Annotated in this window: 14 protein-coding genes; 4 read left to right on the top strand and 10 right to left on the bottom strand. The window is 60.5% G+C overall.

Annotation, left to right across the window (positions count from 1 at the left end):
* Positions 1-272 precede the first annotated feature (272 nt).
* Positions 273-1,592 (top strand): MFS transporter, encoded by a 1,320-nt coding sequence (locus tag ACSFE6_RS28010; protein WP_435430641.1) that lies wholly within the window; start codon positions 273-275, stop codon positions 1,590-1,592.
* A gap of 109 nt (positions 1,593-1,701) precedes the next feature.
* Here the strand turns inward: ACSFE6_RS28010 and ACSFE6_RS28005 are convergent, their stop codons facing one another.
* On the bottom strand, positions 1,702-2,457 hold the full coding sequence (locus ACSFE6_RS28005; RefSeq protein ID WP_435430640.1) for a COG4705 family protein: 756 nt from the start codon (positions 2,455-2,457) through the stop codon (positions 1,702-1,704).
* Between the two features lie 256 nt (positions 2,458-2,713).
* Here ACSFE6_RS28005 and ACSFE6_RS28000 point away from each other — a divergent pair, with 256 nt between their 5' ends.
* Positions 2,714-3,343 carry a flavin reductase family protein gene (locus tag ACSFE6_RS28000; RefSeq protein WP_435430639.1) on the top strand — a complete coding sequence of 210 codons (630 nt, stop codon included), beginning with the start codon at positions 2,714-2,716 and terminating at the stop codon, positions 3,341-3,343.
* Here ACSFE6_RS28000 and ACSFE6_RS27995 read toward each other — a convergent pair whose 3' ends face one another.
* Both ACSFE6_RS27995 and ACSFE6_RS27990 read right to left on the bottom strand, forming a co-directional pair.
* Positions 3,344-3,574, bottom strand: coding sequence for a hypothetical protein (locus ACSFE6_RS27995; protein ID WP_435430638.1), 231 nt, complete (start codon positions 3,572-3,574; stop codon positions 3,344-3,346).
* Between the two features lie 41 nt (positions 3,575-3,615).
* A complete protein-coding gene (locus ACSFE6_RS27990) occupies positions 3,616-3,969 on the bottom strand; it encodes a putative quinol monooxygenase (protein WP_435430637.1) in 354 nt (117 codons plus the stop codon).
* Between the two features lie 335 nt (positions 3,970-4,304).
* Between ACSFE6_RS27990 and ACSFE6_RS27985 the strand changes: the two genes are divergently transcribed.
* Complete coding sequence (locus tag ACSFE6_RS27985) at positions 4,305-5,246, top strand: AraC family transcriptional regulator (protein ID WP_435430636.1); 942 nt, start codon at positions 4,305-4,307, stop codon at positions 5,244-5,246.
* A gap of 132 nt (positions 5,247-5,378) precedes the next feature.
* Here the strand turns inward: ACSFE6_RS27985 and ACSFE6_RS27980 are convergent, their stop codons facing one another.
* From ACSFE6_RS27980 to ACSFE6_RS27955, 6 genes are all read right to left on the bottom strand, one after another.
* Complete coding sequence (locus tag ACSFE6_RS27980) at positions 5,379-6,434, bottom strand: ABC transporter ATP-binding protein (RefSeq protein WP_435430635.1); 1,056 nt, start codon at positions 6,432-6,434, stop codon at positions 5,379-5,381.
* 16 nt (positions 6,435-6,450) lie between these two features.
* Positions 6,451-7,299, bottom strand: coding sequence for an ABC transporter permease (locus tag ACSFE6_RS27975; RefSeq protein ID WP_435430634.1), 849 nt, complete (start codon positions 7,297-7,299; stop codon positions 6,451-6,453).
* Positions 7,296-8,204 carry an ABC transporter permease gene (locus ACSFE6_RS27970; protein ID WP_175389867.1) on the bottom strand — a complete coding sequence of 303 codons (909 nt, stop codon included), beginning with the start codon at positions 8,202-8,204 and terminating at the stop codon, positions 7,296-7,298. The genes ACSFE6_RS27975 and ACSFE6_RS27970 overlap by 4 nt, the downstream gene beginning before the upstream one ends.
* Before the next feature lie 179 nt (positions 8,205-8,383).
* Positions 8,384-9,487, bottom strand: coding sequence for an ABC transporter substrate-binding protein (locus ACSFE6_RS27965; RefSeq protein ID WP_435430633.1), 1,104 nt, complete (start codon positions 9,485-9,487; stop codon positions 8,384-8,386).
* A 295-nt stretch (positions 9,488-9,782) separates the two neighbouring features.
* Positions 9,783-11,231, bottom strand: coding sequence for an aldehyde dehydrogenase family protein (locus ACSFE6_RS27960; protein WP_435430632.1), 1,449 nt, complete (start codon positions 11,229-11,231; stop codon positions 9,783-9,785).
* A complete protein-coding gene (locus tag ACSFE6_RS27955; RefSeq protein WP_435430631.1) occupies positions 11,228-12,865 on the bottom strand; it encodes a 5-guanidino-2-oxopentanoate decarboxylase in 1,638 nt (545 codons plus the stop codon). The genes ACSFE6_RS27960 and ACSFE6_RS27955 overlap by 4 nt, the downstream gene beginning before the upstream one ends.
* A 159-nt stretch (positions 12,866-13,024) precedes the next feature.
* Here ACSFE6_RS27955 and ACSFE6_RS27950 point away from each other — a divergent pair, with 159 nt between their 5' ends.
* A complete protein-coding gene (locus ACSFE6_RS27950) occupies positions 13,025-13,906 on the top strand; it encodes a LysR substrate-binding domain-containing protein (protein ID WP_435430630.1) in 882 nt (293 codons plus the stop codon).
* A gap of 128 nt (positions 13,907-14,034) precedes the next feature.
* On the opposite strand, the gene ACSFE6_RS27945 is transcribed toward ACSFE6_RS27950, so the two are convergent.
* A complete protein-coding gene (locus ACSFE6_RS27945) occupies positions 14,035-14,649 on the bottom strand; it encodes an NAD(P)-dependent oxidoreductase (protein ID WP_435430629.1) in 615 nt (204 codons plus the stop codon).
* Positions 14,650-14,818: the final 169 nt, after the last annotated feature.

Here is a 14,818-nt window from a genome sequence, read left to right as displayed (position 1 = left end):
CGACGTGCGTTCGCTCCCACAATGGTGTGGCGCGCACCGATCTCCTGTGGGAGCGAGCCTGCTCGCGAAGTGGTCGGCACATACAACGAATTCCTCGAGCCAGGTGAGCAATATTCCGCTCACGACCAGCCTTCAATAAGCGGATTTCCGCTCATCAAATCACCATACCCCCTCTAAACCGGCCCTCTCCTGCTTGGCACAGCTCCTGCTATAGCCCCCGCAGGCTGCGTTTAACCGCGCTCCACAAAAACAATTAAATGAAGGATCCTTCAATGGATAACTCCAACGCCCTGCCCCTTGGGTCGGCTGCCGTGACAGCCAAACCCAAAAGCACTGCCAGCCGCATCAAATCGATTTTCAGCGGCTCTGTCGGCAACATGGTCGAGTGGTATGACTGGTACGTCTATGCCGCCTTCTCCCTGTACTTCGCCAAGACCTTCTTCCCGGCCGGCTCCTCCACCGCGCAATTGATGAATACCGCTGCGATTTTCGCCGTGGGCTTTTTGATGCGTCCGATCGGTGGCTGGCTGATGGGCTTGTACGCCGATAAAGTCGGCCGCAAAAAGGCCCTGATGGCCTCGGTGTACCTGATGTGCTTCGGCTCGCTGCTGATCGCCCTGAGCCCCAACTATGAAACCATCGGCATTGGCGCACCGATCCTTCTGGTGTTTGCCCGCCTGCTGCAGGGCCTGTCGGTCGGCGGCGAATACGGTACCTCCGCCACCTACCTCTCGGAGATGGCGACCAAGGAACGTCGCGGTTTCTTCTCCAGCTTCCAGTACGTGACACTGATCTCCGGCCAGCTCATCGCGCTGGGCGTATTGATCGTGCTGCAACAGACGCTGACCACTGAGCAGCTGTATGCGTGGGGCTGGCGTATTCCGTTCGCCATCGGCGCGCTGTGTGCAATCGTTGCGCTGTACCTGCGTCGCGGCATGGAAGAAACCGAGTCGTTCACCAAGAAGGAAAAGGCCAAGGAAAGCGCGATGCGCACCTTGCTGCGTCACCCGAAGGAATTGTTGACCGTGGTCGGCCTGACCATGGGCGGCACCCTGGCGTTCTACACCTATACCACTTACATGCAGAAATACCTGGTGAACACCGTCGGCATGAGCATTTCCGACTCCACCACCATTTCCGCCGCCACGCTGTTCCTGTTCATGTGCCTGCAACCGATCATCGGCGGCCTGTCGGACAAGATCGGCCGTCGTCCGATCCTGATCGCCTTCGGCGTGCTGGGTACGATTTTCACCGTGCCGATCCTGATGACCCTGCACACTATCCAGACCTGGTGGGGCGCGTTCTTCCTGATCATGGCAGCACTGATCATCGTCAGCGGTTACACCTCGATCAACGCCGTGGTCAAGGCTGAGCTGTTCCCGACCGAGATCCGCGCCCTGGGTGTGGGCCTGCCATACGCACTGACCGTATCGATCTTCGGCGGCACCGCTGAATACATCGCCCTGTGGTTCAAGAGCATCGGCATGGAAACCGGCTACTACTGGTATGTCACCGCGTGCATTGCCGTGTCGTTGCTGGTGTACATCACCATGAAGGACACCCAGAAGCATTCGCGGATTGTGACTGACTGACAGCTATATCGAGGCCGGTCATATCGGTCTCTTCGCGAGCAGGCTCGCTCCCACAAGGACTGAGGTTCATTGTGGGAGCGAGCCTGCTCGCGAAGGGCTCAACTCGGTATCAAGTCAACTCGGCAACCGGTTGTTTCCCGAAGCGCTTCTGCGCCATCGACGCCCCCACGATCATCACCAGCAGAATCCCCGCCAATACCGCCGACGAACCAATGGTGCCGAAATCCAGTCCACCTTTTTCATGGGGTTTGGTCAGAAAATCGCCCAGGGTAGCGCCGAAAGGTCGAGTCAACACGAAGGCCACCCAGAACAGCACCACTGTCGAAATCTTCGTAAAGTATTTCAGTAGCACCACCACGGCGATGGTCGAGCCGATCAACAGCGCGCCACCGGCAAAGCCAAGCCCCGAATCATCGGCCAGGTAATCGCCGAGTGCCGTGCCCAGGGTGTTGGAAAACAAAATCGCCATCCAGTAGAACATCTCGCCACGGAACGTCTGGACCTTGGTCACGTTCAGCGAATCGCCGCTGAGGCGCCAGGCCGCGAAGATGCCCAACAGAATCGCAATCAGGATCAGCGACCCCGTGGCATAGCCCAGTTCGAGCGTGCGGTCCATGAAGTCGGACATGGTGGTACCGGCCGTGCTGGTCGACAGAATCACCAGCCAATAAAGCACTGGTTTGTAGGTTTTCGACAGCAACTGCGTCATCAGTGTTAGCACAAACACACTGATCAATATCAGCGAGCTGATCGCATAACCCACATTGAGGGTCATCGATAGCAAATCGCCTGCGGTTTCCCCTAGGGTCGTCGCACAGATTTTCATCACCCAGAACGCCAGGGTGATTTGAGGAAGTTTATTCATCGAGGATAGAGCTCCAGTATTCAAGCCGACCGTTTCTTCGGGTTATGTCGCGCTGCGCAGACTGGAGATGGGGCGGTGAAAAATGGGTAAGCGCTTTATGAAAAATCTGTCACTCGTGCAAAAGAGCGGATTAATCGCGCTATCCGGGCTGTCACAAAACCTGTGGCGACTCCTGCAGGGGAACATTGTTGGCTGGAAAAATGTTGTCGGTCCTTGCACCATGACTGTTTCCCGCAAGCGCTCAGGAACCTGCTTCATGTCCGACGACATCCACTATTACGAACCCGCCAACGGCCACGGCCTGCCCCACGACCCGTTCAACGCGATCGTCGGCCCGCGTCCCATCGGCTGGATTTCTTCGCAGGATGCCAGCGGCTGCCTTAACCTGGCGCCATACAGCTTCTTCAACGCCTTCAACTACATTCCACCGATCATTGGTTTTTCCAGCGTCGGGCGTAAGGACAGCCTGAACAACATCGAGAAAACCGGCGAGTTCGCCTGGAACCTGGCCACCCGCCCCTTGGCCGAGCAGATGAATCAGAGCTGCGCCATGGTCGGACCGGAGGTGAATGAATTCGAGTTGTCAGGGCTTACCCCCGTGGCTTCGAAAATCATTTCGGTGCCACGGGTCGCCGAAAGCCCGGTGTCCTTCGAGTGCAAGGTCACGCAGATCATTCAATTGCAGAGGGCAGACGGCAATGTGGTGCCGAGCTGGCTGATTCTCGGCGAAGTGGTCGCCGTGCATATCGCCAAATGGCTGTTGAAGGATGGGATCTACGACACCGCCGCGGCAGAACCGATTCTGCGCGGCGGCGGGCCGGCGGATTACTTCCAGTTGGGACCTGAGGCGTTGTTCAAGATGTACCGCCCGGGGGCGGCAAAGTAACTACCAGATCAGATCGCCGTCTTCACTGACACCCTTGAGGTGAGTCAGCTGCAAGGCGGCCGCTTCGTCCGCTTCTTTGGCGGTCTTGAACGTCTGTTCTTCCAACAGTTTGTTGAAGCGGGGCGCACCCGAGCCGCCGATGGCTTTGGTGGCGATTGCCGCGTAATACCCACCTTCACGGGGGACTACGGCCGATACTGCTTCGAAGGTTTCAAAGGCTTTGCGTGCCATGTCGCGCATCCTGGCTGGTTGAGAATGCTGCCATTAAACCCTCAACCGGCCAGTTTGTGTACCGCAGCCCCGGACTGGCTGAGGGCCTGCGCCGCCGACACATCCTTGAAGGTGTGGAAATCCAGGCTGTTGACCACCAGTTCCTGCACCAATTCGGCAAAAATCTCCATGGCCGGGGTACTGAAGTAGGCAGTCATGGCCTGCTGGTTGATCCAGAAACCGGATACCAGCCACAACTGCGGATCGCATTGCGAGTGCTGCAAGGCGAAATTCAGGCAACCAGGCGCGGCGCGGGACGGCTCGATCAGCGCACTCAGGCGTACACCCAATTCCTGTGAGCGCCCGGCGCGCGCCCGGACAAAGGCCATATGACTGACGGGGATCTGCTTTGACATGTTCAACCCTCCCGGGGAGTCGCGTGGCAGCCTGGGACGGGCTGCGACAGGATCAAAGGTTAATGGCCGATGCGCCTGCGTCGTTAGTCGATTCCTGCCGGCGCGTTGCACAATCCTGCGAGACTGTGTGGGCAGCCTGTAACAATGTGTAAAACGTTGTCACGGTTCTGCCATACGCGTTTCGAGCAAGTTTTCCCGCCTGCGTCCTGCCTTGTCAGGGTAGACATGCGACTGTGTGCAGAATCAGGCAAGCATCAGGCAGGATGTGTCTACCGCTGGTGCTTGCACAAACTTAAGCTCGGCTCATTACCCATGCGTTAACGAGGATGCCTTGCATGTCGTCGCTCGATCAGTTTTCACACCAGCACCCAGACCCGCTGGATGCCGAGATGGAAAAGCAGCGCGCGGAACTGGCGTCGATCATTCGCCGCAATACCGGCGAAGATGGCAGCTATGCCACCGCCGTCGGTTCACTGTTCATGTCACGCCACAGCGAGAGTCACGACTTCGCCCCGGTGCTCGCACAACCGGCGCTGTGCATCATGGCTCAGGGGCGCAAGGAAGTTCGTCTGGCGGACGAGTACTTCAATTACGACCCGCTGAATTACCTGGTGGTCTCGGTCTCGATGCCGCTCAGCGGCCGGGTAGTCAATGTCTCGGTCGAGGAACCGATCCTCGCCGTGCGGCTGGACATCGACCCAGCGGAAATCAGCGCGTTGATCGCGGACGCCGGTCCCATTGGCGTGCCTGCCCGGCCGACCGGACGCGGGCTGTATGTGGAACGCCTCGACGCCGCCATGCTTGATGCCGTGCTGCGCCTGGCGCGATTGCTCGAAACACCAAAAGACATCGCCATGCTCGCGCCGCTGATCCGACGGGAAATTCTCTATCGCTTGCTGCGCAGTCCACAGGGCCATCGATTGTATGAAATCGCCATTGCCAACAGTCAAAGCCACCGCGTCAGCCAGGCAATCAAATGGCTCAACGGCAACTTTGAGCAACCGTTGCGCATCGATGATCTGGCGAAGGAAGTGAACCTGAGCGTGTCGACGCTGCATCACCGTTTCAAGGCGATGACGGCGATGAGTCCGTTGCAATACCAGAAGCAACTGCGCCTGCAGGAAGCGCGGCGCTTGATGCTGGCCGAAGGGCTGGAGGCTTCGGCGGCGGGTTACCGGGTCGGGTATGAAAGCCCTTCGCAATTCAGCCGGGAGTACAGCCGGTTGTTCGGGGCGCCGCCGCTTCGGGATTTGGCGCGGTTGCGGTTGTCAATCTGATCTGATTTCTGCGGCGTTTTTGCCGACTCCATCGCGAGCAGGCTCGCTCCCACATTGGGAAGGTGTACACCGATCCACTGTGGGAGCTGGCCTGCCGGCGATGAGGCCAGTCAGGGCAACATCAAATCCGGATCAGGCCCCCAGAACGCGGCAAGCCTCCGCCGGCAAAGTCACTGACACCGGATGCCCAACGCTCAGACCCACATCTTGATTCGGCGTGCTCAGCGCCGTAAACGACACCCCGGAACACTCCACTGTCGTTTCAATCGTCGCGCCGATATCCCGCACGAACGTCACCTTGCCCAGCAAGCGGTTACCCGCCGTCGCCTGCGGTGCCGAGAGTTGCAGGTCTTCAGGGCGAATCAGCATCTTCACCTTCTCCCCCACCACAATGCTGCTGCAGATCGGCACTTGCAGCGAATCACCACCCGGCAGACTGACCTTGCCATTACCCAATGCCGTAGCCGGGAAGATGTTGCCGGAGCCTATGAAGTCCGCGACAAACTCGTTGGCGGGATGGCGGTAGATCTCGATCGGCGTGCCCACCTGCTGCACCCGGTGCTCACCCAGCACCACGACAATATCGGCCATGGTCATGGCTTCACGCTGATCGTGGGTCACCATGATCGTGGTGATGTTCAGGCGTTGTTGCAGCTGGCGGATTTCCACCTGCATCGATTCGCGCAGCTTGGCATCCAGCGCCGACAACGGCTCATCCAGCAGGAGGATTTTCGGGTGCGAGGCAATCGCCCGGGCAATCGCCACGCGCTGGCGCTGGCCGCCGGACAGTTTGGCCACCGGGCGATCGATCATCGGTTGCAGTTGAATCATTTCCAGCAGTTCCACCACCCGCGCCTGCTGGTCCGCCTTGCTGACCCCGCGCAGCTTCAGTGGATAGGCGATGTTCTCGCCGACGGTCATGTGCGGGAACAGCGCCAGGGACTGGAACACCATGCCGAAATTGCGCAGGTGCGCCGGGGTGCGGCCAATGTCCTCGCCGTCCAGGCGAATCTCGCCGCCGGTCAGGGTTTCAAGGCCGGCGATCATCCGCAGCAAAGTGGTTTTGCCGCAGCCCGAAGGACCGAGGAAACACACCAGTTTGCCCTCGGGCAAATGCAGGTTCACATCCTTTACCGCGCAGGCCGAGCCGTAGTGTTTCTCGACGTTTTCCAGAATCAGACCAGACATAAATCACCTCAAGAAATCAGAACGAAACGCCGCCTTCACCGACCAACTTTTCCAGCGCCCAGATGAGCACGAAGTCGATCAGCACGATCAGCACGGCAAACGAAAATACGGTGGGATCAAGCGAGGACACAGTGCGGCTGTACATCCAGATCGGCACGGTCATCACGTCGATGGTGTAGAGGAAATAGGTCACGGTGAACTCGTTGAACGAGACAATGAACGCCAGCAGCATGCCCGCCAGGATCCCCGACTTCATCAACGGCACCACCACATCGACAATTGCCCGCAACGGTGAAGCACCGAGCATTTGCGCGGCCTCTTCGACTTCGCTGCCGATGGAGAGCATGGCCGCCGTGCAGTTCTTCACCACGAAGGGCAACGCCAGAATCACATGGGCGATCACCAACCGCGAAGTAGTCATGTGGAACGGCAGGCTGTCGAACACCAGCAGCAACGCCAGGCCCAGCACCACCATCGGGAACACCAGCGGTAGCGACATCAGTTGCAGCGCCACGGCCTTGCCACGGAACTCGCAACGGGTCAGCGCGTAGGCTGCCGGCACCGCGATCAGCGTGGCGAAGATCATGGTCAGGCACGACACCAGCAGGCTGGTGGCCATGGCCTGGCCGAGGCTCAGCACGTCGCTGGCATCGGGCGACACGAAGGTGTGCCAGGCCGCCTTGTACCATTGCAGGCTGTAGCTGCTGGGCGGGAAGTCGAGGTTCGAGGCGCCGCTGAATGACATGACGATCATGGTCAGGATCGGTAGCACCGCCAGCAGCAGGATGAAGCCCGAGAGAATGCCGGCGAACTTGCCGGTATCGCCTGGCAACAGCGATTGGCGCCTTTTGATCAACGTACTCATTGCGAAGCCTCCAGCATGCGCCGACGACGGCCCGTGATGTATTCGGACAAGGTCATGATCGCCAGCGTGGTCACGATCAACACCACTCCGGCGGCGGATGCGGCGGGCCAGTTCATCAGCGGGGCGATCTGGTCATGCACCATCACCGCCAGCATCGGCACGCGACGGCCACCCAGCAGCAACGGCACCACGAAACTGCTGGCGTTGTAGGCGAACACCAGGGTCGCACCGGTGATGATGCCCGGCAGGCTCATCGGCAATACCACTTGGCGGAACACCTGCAAGCGACTGGCTCCCAGGGTCGCGGCGGCTTCTTCGTAACTGCGGGCGACGCCGCGCATGGCGCTGGCAATCGGCAGTACGGCCAGCGGGAAGGCGGTTTGCACCAGGCCCATCAACACGCCGTTCTGGTTGTACAGCAGCATGATCGGACGCTTGATCAGGCCCAGGCCCATCAGCGTCTGGTTGAGCATCCCGCCAGGTCCCAGAATCACCAGCCAGCCATAGCTTTGCAGCAGCAGGTTGACCAGCAACGGCAGCAGCACGGCGGCGAGGAAGATCCGACGCACGAACGGCGATGTCAGGCGCGACATGGTGTAGGCCACCGGGATCGCCAGCACCACGGCAATCACCGCACTGATCAGCGCCAGGCGCAGGGTCAGCATCAGGGATTTGAGGTAATAGGGTTCCAGCAATTGGGCATAGCTGGCCAGGCTGAACCCGGACCATTCCGCGCCCTTGGTGCCCACGCTCATGCGCAGCACCAGGAGGCTGGCGGCAATCAGCACGCCCAAAAACAACATCGACGGCGTGAGGAAAAACCAGGCGCGCGTCGTCGGCGAAACACCCCGATCGGCGCGCACGGGGGCGGCACTCACCGGATGGGTCAGAGGTTGGTGTTCCATAGCAAGGGTCTCGTCAATGGAAAGCAGCTGACAAACACAGAACTCGAAACCACCGCGAACCCTGTGGGAGCTGGCTTGCCAGCGATGGCGATCTGTCAGTCACATCATTGTCGACAGGAAGGCCGTCATCGCGGGCAAGCCCGCTCCCACAGGAATTTGCAGTGCCTGGAAGTCCGATATCAGGAAGAAAAGATTTCCGTGTAACGACGAATCCATTGGTCATGCACGGTGGCCAGGAAGGCGTTGTCGTGCATGATCGCCTTCTCGGAGATCTGCTCCGGCGTGAGGATGTACGGGCTCTTGCGCGCTTCGGCGGAGATGATCGCCTTGGCGTTGACCGGACCGTTATAGATGTCCTCGGCCATCTTGCCCTGCACCAGCGGGTCCAGGGAGTGGTTGATGAAGGCGTAGGCCAGGTCGGTGTCACCCGGACGATTCTTTGGCATTACCGAGAGCATCAGGTCGGTGTAGAAACCTTCCTTCATGCCGAAGGTGGCGCCCAAGCCATAGTTCGGATCGCGGATTTGTTTCGGGAAGAAGGCCGGTGCGTAAAGACCGCCCATGTCCAGGGAACCGGTGCGGAACAGCTCGGCGATCTGGTTGGGGTTTTCTCCCAGGGTCACCACGCGATCCTTGAGTTCGGCGAGTTTCTTGAAGCCCGGCTCGATGTTGTGCTCGTCACCACCGGCCAGTTTGGCGGCGATGATGATCAGGTCCATGGCCTCGGTCCAGTTAGGCGGCGGCAGGAAGATGTTCGGCGACAGATCGGCGTCCCACAGGGCCGCGTAGCTGTTCGGCGCTTCCTTGATGGTGCGGGTGCTGTAGACCAGGCTGTTGCACCAGAGCAGGTAACCGATACCGTGGCCATTGGCGCCGGTGCGGTATTTCTCCGGTACGTCGACCAGGTTGGGAATGCGGTTGAGGTCGGGTTTTTCCAGCAGGTTGGCAGCGGCCAGACTTTCGGCGCCGACGCCTGCCAGGGTGATGATGTCGTACTGTGGACGATCACCGCCGGCCTTGAGTTTGGCGACCATTTCCGAGGTACTGCCGGTGCGGTCGGCGATGACCTTGCAGCCGTACTTGTCTTCGAAGGTCGCAGCAATGTTGCGCAATGCAGCCAGCCCCGTGTCATCGGACCAGGTCAGCAGGCGCAGGGTCTTGCCGGCAAAGCGGGTATCGCTGGCGTTGGCCTTGACGAACGGCAGGCTCATGGCCGCCGCTGCAACCGAGGCGACGCCCACGGTTTTGATGAATTGACGTCTGTTCAGATCGTGCTCGCCCATTACGGACTCCCTTTGTTTTTGTAGGTATGAGGCAGGTCGAAACTGTTGCATCCGCGCGGTCGGATCAGCGCTGGCTCCCGTATTTTCGGGGGCTTGGTTGAACCGGTGAGTTCATCCTGAGGTCGTGCAAAACAACTGACTATCGATAAAAAATCATTGAAGCCATGACATCAATGCATGCCTCTGTGTAGGAGCGAGCATGCTCGCGATGGAGGCATGGACAACGCAGGCTGTCTGATGCCCCGCGTTATCGTTGACGTCCATCGCGAGCATGCTCGCTCCTACAGGAGAGGCATCAGACAGCCCGAATCACGTGCTTGATTTCCTGGAAAGCCTGCAGGCCCCACGGCCCCAATTCACGGCCGATGCTGCTCTGCTTGTAGCCGCCCCAGGCGGTCTGCGGGAAGATCACCTGCGGCGCATTGATCCAAACAAGCCCCGCCTGCAAAGCATTAGCGACGCGATCCGCCGTTTCGGCATTGCGTGTGACGACACTGGCGACCAGACCGAACTGACTGTCGTTGGCCAGGGCAATCGCTTCGGCTTCCGAGGCAAAACGACGTACGCAGATCACCGGACCGAAAATCTCTTCACACCACAGCGCACTGTCGAGGGGTACGTCGGTGAAGACTGTCGGCTGCAAAAAATATCCGCGCGGCAGATCCGCCGGACGATTACCGCCGCAAACCAGTTTGGCGCCAGCACTCAAACCACGGTCGATGTGGCCGAGCACGCGCTGGTATTGCGCCTGATTGACCAGCGCGCCCATTTCCACGTTCGGGTCGAACGGGTCAGCCACGCGAATCGCTTCGGCGCGAGCCTTCAAGCGCGTGATGAACTCATCGAACAACTCATCGGCGACCAGCACTCGGCTGGTGGCGGAACACATTTGCCCGGCGTTGAAGAATCCTCCACCGCAAGCCACATCCACCGCCAGGTCGATATCGGCATCGGCCAGCACCAACAGCGAAGATTTGCCGCCCAGTTCCAGACTCACGCCTTTGACGGTTTCAGCCGCGCGTTGCATGACCTGCACGCCCACCGCGTTGCTGCCGGTGAAGGAAATCTTGGCAATTCGCGGGTCTGCCGACAGCGGTGCGCCAACGGCCAGGCCGGTACCGCACACCACGTTGAACACGCCGGCCGGCAAACCGGCTTCAGCGATGATCGCCGCCAATTCCAGTTCCGGCAGCGGCGTCACTTCCGAAGGTTTGAGCACCACGCAGCAACCGGCGGCCAGGGCCGGGGCGAGTTTCCAGGCGGTGGTAACCATCGGGAAGTTCCACGGCACGATCAGGCCGACCACACCGCACGGCTCGCGGCGCAGGCGAGCGCTGAAATCATCGCTCGGTAACTCGACGGTGCTGTCCTGCTTCGCGTCCAGCCCTTCGGCCAGACCTGCGTAGTATTCGAAGGTAGCGATCACGTCATCGACGTCGATGGCCGCTTCGAACTGTGGCTTGCCGTTGTTGCTCGATTGCAAGTACATCAGTTGGTCACGACCGGCCTGCACGCCCGCGGCGATTTTGCGCAGGATCGCGCCGCGCTCGGCGCCGGTGGTTTTCGACCAGTCGGCGAACGCCCGGGTCGCTGCGCTGACCGCTTGGTCGACCGCGTGCTCATCACCGCCCACGACGGTGGTCAGGAGCGCTTCGGTCGCCGGGTTGATCACGCGCAGGTGTTCGTTGCCCGCCGACCATTTGCCGTCGATGAACAGGCCATCCAAAGTGGTTGGAAAAGTCATTTCGACACCGCCTGTGTCCAAGCAGTCTGATCGATTTCAATCAGGGTCGGGCCTTGGCGATCCGTAGCGATACGCAAGGCGCTGCGCAGTTGCTCGGCATCACTGACCGCTTCGGCGGCGCAGCCCAGGGCCTTGGCCACACCGATGAAATCAGGGGTGTAGATATCGACGCCAACCGGCTCGATAGCGCGGTTGACCATGTACTTCTTGATCTCTTCGTAGCCCTGGTTATTCCACAGCAGCACGATCACCGGGGTGCGCGCTTCCACGGCACTGGCCAATTCCGGCAAGGTGAATTGCAGGCCGCCGTCGCCGATCAGGCACACCACTGGCGGACGCGCACCGTTTTCAATGCTGCCGCCGAGCCAGGCGCCAATCGCTGCCGGCAAGGCGTAACCGAGGGTGCCGTAGCCGGTGGACGAGTTGAACCAACGGCGCGGGCGCTCCGGATTGAAGGTCAGGTTGCCGGTGTACACCGGTTGGGTCGAGTCGCCGACAAATACTGCATCCGGCAATTCGTGCAGGACGGTTTCCAGGAAACGGGTCTGGGCCAGGGTCGGCGCATCCCAGTCGGCAGCCAGTTCGTCACGCAAGCGGGCAGCGCGCACCTGTCCCCAATCGTTGCGGCGCTCGGCCAGGGATTTGTGCGACAAGGCGCTGAGCAACGCCTGGGCGGCGTTGCGCGAGTCAGCCACCAGTGCGACGTGCGGCGGGTAATTGCGCACGGTCTGGTCCGGGTCGATGTCGACGCGCAGCAGCTTGCCGGGAATCTCGAAACCACCTTTGAAGGTGACGTCGTAATCGGTCTCGGCCAGTTCGGTGCCGATGGCCAACACCACGTCGGCCTCGGCTACCAGTGCGCGGGTCGCGACCAGGCTCTGGGTCGATCCGATCAGCAGCGGGTGAGCGGATTCGAGCATGCCTTTGGCGTTGATGGTCAGCGCCACCGGTGCGTCCAGCAGTTCGGCCAGTTCGGTCAGTTCGGCGGCGGCATCGATGGCACCACCACCGGCCAGTATCAGCGGACGCTGCGCGCCGGCCAGCAGTTCGGTCATGCGGCTCACGGCACTCGGTGCGGCACCGGCGCGGTCGATATTCACCGGCACGCTGGCGAGCAGGTCATCGGCCTCTTCAACCAACACATCCAACGGAATTTCGATATGCACCGGACGCGGGCGACCGGCCTGGAACAGCGCGAAGGCACGGGCCAGCACGCCCGGTAATTCGGACGCCGACATCAGGGTGTGGGAGAACGCCGCGACGCCAGCACACAGCGCGCTCTGGTTCGGCAGCTCATGTAACTTTCCGCGACCGCCGCCCAACTGGCTGCGCGATTGCACGCTGGAGATCACCAGCATCGGGATCGAATCGGCGTAGGCTTGCCCCATCGCGGTGGTGATGTTGGTCATGCCAGGGCCGGTGATGATGAAGCACACACCCGGTTTGCCGCTGGTACGGGCATAACCGTCGGCCATGAAGCCGGCGCCCTGCTCGTGACGCGGGGTGACGTGGTTGATGCTCGAACGGGCCAGCCCGCGATACAGCTCCACGGTATGAACCCCGGGAATGCCGAACACCTGCTCGACCCCGTAATCTTCGAGTAACTTGACCAATACTTCGCCACACGTCGCCATGTCATTGCCCTTCTTGTTCGTTTGAGACGCCGGGCCTGCGCAGTGTTTATGATGAATGGGCAGGTCCAGGGATGGCCTCATTGGAACGGGCGACACGTAGCCGCAACAATGGATAAAAAGTCATACTAGCCATGTCCTCACGTCATACCTTGGATCCCAATGAAACGACTGCCTCCCCTGCCGGCGCTGCACACCTTTCTAATTACCGCGCAGTGCTGCAACTTCACCCGGGCCGCCGAACAACTGCACATCACCCAAGGCGCGGTGAGTCGACAGATCGCCGGACTGGAAGATCATCTGGGTTATGAATTGTTCATCCGCCAGGCCCGAGGCCTGGACCTGACCGCCGAAGGACGGGAGTGGTTGCCGCGGGTCCAGCAGATTTTCGGGTTGATCGACGAGGCGGTGGAGCAGATCGGCGAGAAGCGCGAGACCCTCCAACTCAAAGCACCGACCTGTGTGATGCGCTGGTTGCTGCCGCGACTTCTGCAATGGCAAAAAGAACGGCCTGACGTGCCGGTGGAGCTGACCACCACGGTCAAGCACGGCGTGGACTTCCACCGCGAGCAATTCGATGCGGCAGTGATGTACGGTGCGCCACCGGACAGTGCACTGGAATCTCGACTTCTGTTCGATGAGCAACTGACGCCCGTGTGTTCCCGGCCCATGCTGGAAGGGACGCTGCCCTTGCAAACACCGACCGATCTGCAACAGCACTTGCTACTGCACCCCACCCGCGATGAGCGGGACTGGAAGGCCTGGTTGAAAGCAGCGGATGTGCATTTGACCAATGTCGGCAAGGGCCAGCACTTCGAAACCCTGGACCTGGCGATGTCGATGGCGTCCCAGGGCACCGGGGTGGCGATCGGCGACTGGTCGCTGATTGGCGATGACCTGGACGCTGGACGTCTGGTCATGCCCTTCGAATTGAAGGTAAAAACCGGCCTGGCGTATTACCTGGTTTTCCCGGAAAAACCCACGCCTTCGCCGAAGTTGCGCGAGTTGATGGGGTGGTTGGTGGAGCAGGCGCAGTCGCGCTGACCCCGAAACACTGGCGCATAACCCTGTGGGAGCGAGCCTGCTCGCGAAGGCGGCCTGAGGGTCGACATCTCTGCTGAATGTCATTCCCCATTCGCGAGCAGGCTCGCTCCCACAGGTGATCGGTGTACTCAGTAGCCGACAGTAAACCGCTGACTGGCGTGTTTTGGGCTCTCTACTTCATCCAGCATCGCAATCGCATAATCGGCGAACGTGATCCAGCTACGTCCTTCACCACTCACCAGCAAATCATCCTTGCCGACCCGGAATGTCCCGGTGCGCTCACCCTCGACAAACTCAGCCGACGGCGACAAAAAGGTCCAGTCCAGATCCTTTTCCTGACGCAGGTTTTCCAGGAACAAGGCACCTGCACCGGCCTCTGCCTTGTACTCCGCCGGGAAACCTGCGCTGTCGATCACCCGGGTACCGTCCGGCAACAGCAGTGAACCGGCACCGCCCACCACCAGCAGGCGTTTGACCCCGGCCTGCTTCACCGGCCCGATCACCGCGTTGGCAGGCAGCGTCGCAAAATGCGCCGCGCTGATCACCACGTCATGACCGGCGATTGCCGCTTGCAGTGCGGCTGCATCCAGCGCATCGACAGCCTTGCTGACCACACCTTCGCGCGGGTCGATTTTCGATGTGTTGCGAGCGATGGCAGTGACGCTGTGACCGCGACGCAGGGCCTCTTCCAGCAGTTGGCTACCGGCACGGCCGGTGGCACCGATGATTGCGATTTTGCTCATAGCGTTCTCCAGTGGGCTGTATTCAGTTCGACTTGTACACACAGATCATTGTGGCGGGGGGGACAACTCCCTCCCCCCCAAAGACGCCGACTGAAACAGGGTGCCACCTCCTCCCCCCCTTGGCTAACCTTGTACTCCACTCCCACAAGACTTCCTCTGCCCATGTCGG

Origin of the sequence: Pseudomonas baetica (assembly GCF_051216495.1) — a bacterium.
GTDB classification, from domain to species: Bacteria; Pseudomonadota; Gammaproteobacteria; order Pseudomonadales; family Pseudomonadaceae; genus Aquipseudomonas; species Aquipseudomonas baetica_B.
Note: the sequence above shows the minus strand (reverse complement) of the source record. Positions and strands in the feature narration are given on the sequence as shown.

What these genes read in the sequence shown, in the direction of transcription:
- ACSFE6_RS28010 (WP_435430641.1), top strand. Translation starts at nt 273, where the DNA reads ATGGATAACTCCAACGCCCTGCCCCTTGGGTCGGCTGCCGTGACAGCC.
- ACSFE6_RS28005 (WP_435430640.1), bottom strand. Translation starts at nt 2,457, where the DNA reads ATGAATAAACTTCCTCAAATCACCCTGGCGTTCTGGGTGATGAAAATC.
- ACSFE6_RS28000 (WP_435430639.1), top strand. Translation starts at nt 2,714, where the DNA reads ATGTCCGACGACATCCACTATTACGAACCCGCCAACGGCCACGGCCTG.
- ACSFE6_RS27995 (WP_435430638.1), bottom strand. Translation starts at nt 3,574, where the DNA reads ATGGCACGCAAAGCCTTTGAAACCTTCGAAGCAGTATCGGCCGTAGTC.
- ACSFE6_RS27990 (WP_435430637.1), bottom strand. Translation starts at nt 3,969, where the DNA reads ATGTCAAAGCAGATCCCCGTCAGTCATATGGCCTTTGTCCGGGCGCGC.
- ACSFE6_RS27985 (WP_435430636.1), top strand. Translation starts at nt 4,305, where the DNA reads ATGTCGTCGCTCGATCAGTTTTCACACCAGCACCCAGACCCGCTGGAT.
- ACSFE6_RS27980 (WP_435430635.1), bottom strand. Translation starts at nt 6,434, where the DNA reads ATGTCTGGTCTGATTCTGGAAAACGTCGAGAAACACTACGGCTCGGCC.
- ACSFE6_RS27975 (WP_435430634.1), bottom strand. Translation starts at nt 7,299, where the DNA reads ATGAGTACGTTGATCAAAAGGCGCCAATCGCTGTTGCCAGGCGATACC.
- ACSFE6_RS27970 (WP_175389867.1), bottom strand. Translation starts at nt 8,204, where the DNA reads ATGGAACACCAACCTCTGACCCATCCGGTGAGTGCCGCCCCCGTGCGC.
- ACSFE6_RS27965 (WP_435430633.1), bottom strand. Translation starts at nt 9,487, where the DNA reads ATGGGCGAGCACGATCTGAACAGACGTCAATTCATCAAAACCGTGGGC.
- ACSFE6_RS27960 (WP_435430632.1), bottom strand. Translation starts at nt 11,231, where the DNA reads ATGACTTTTCCAACCACTTTGGATGGCCTGTTCATCGACGGCAAATGG.
- ACSFE6_RS27955 (WP_435430631.1), bottom strand. Translation starts at nt 12,865, where the DNA reads ATGGCGACGTGTGGCGAAGTATTGGTCAAGTTACTCGAAGATTACGGG.
- ACSFE6_RS27950 (WP_435430630.1), top strand. Translation starts at nt 13,025, where the DNA reads ATGAAACGACTGCCTCCCCTGCCGGCGCTGCACACCTTTCTAATTACC.
- ACSFE6_RS27945 (WP_435430629.1), bottom strand. Translation starts at nt 14,649, where the DNA reads ATGAGCAAAATCGCAATCATCGGTGCCACCGGCCGTGCCGGTAGCCAA.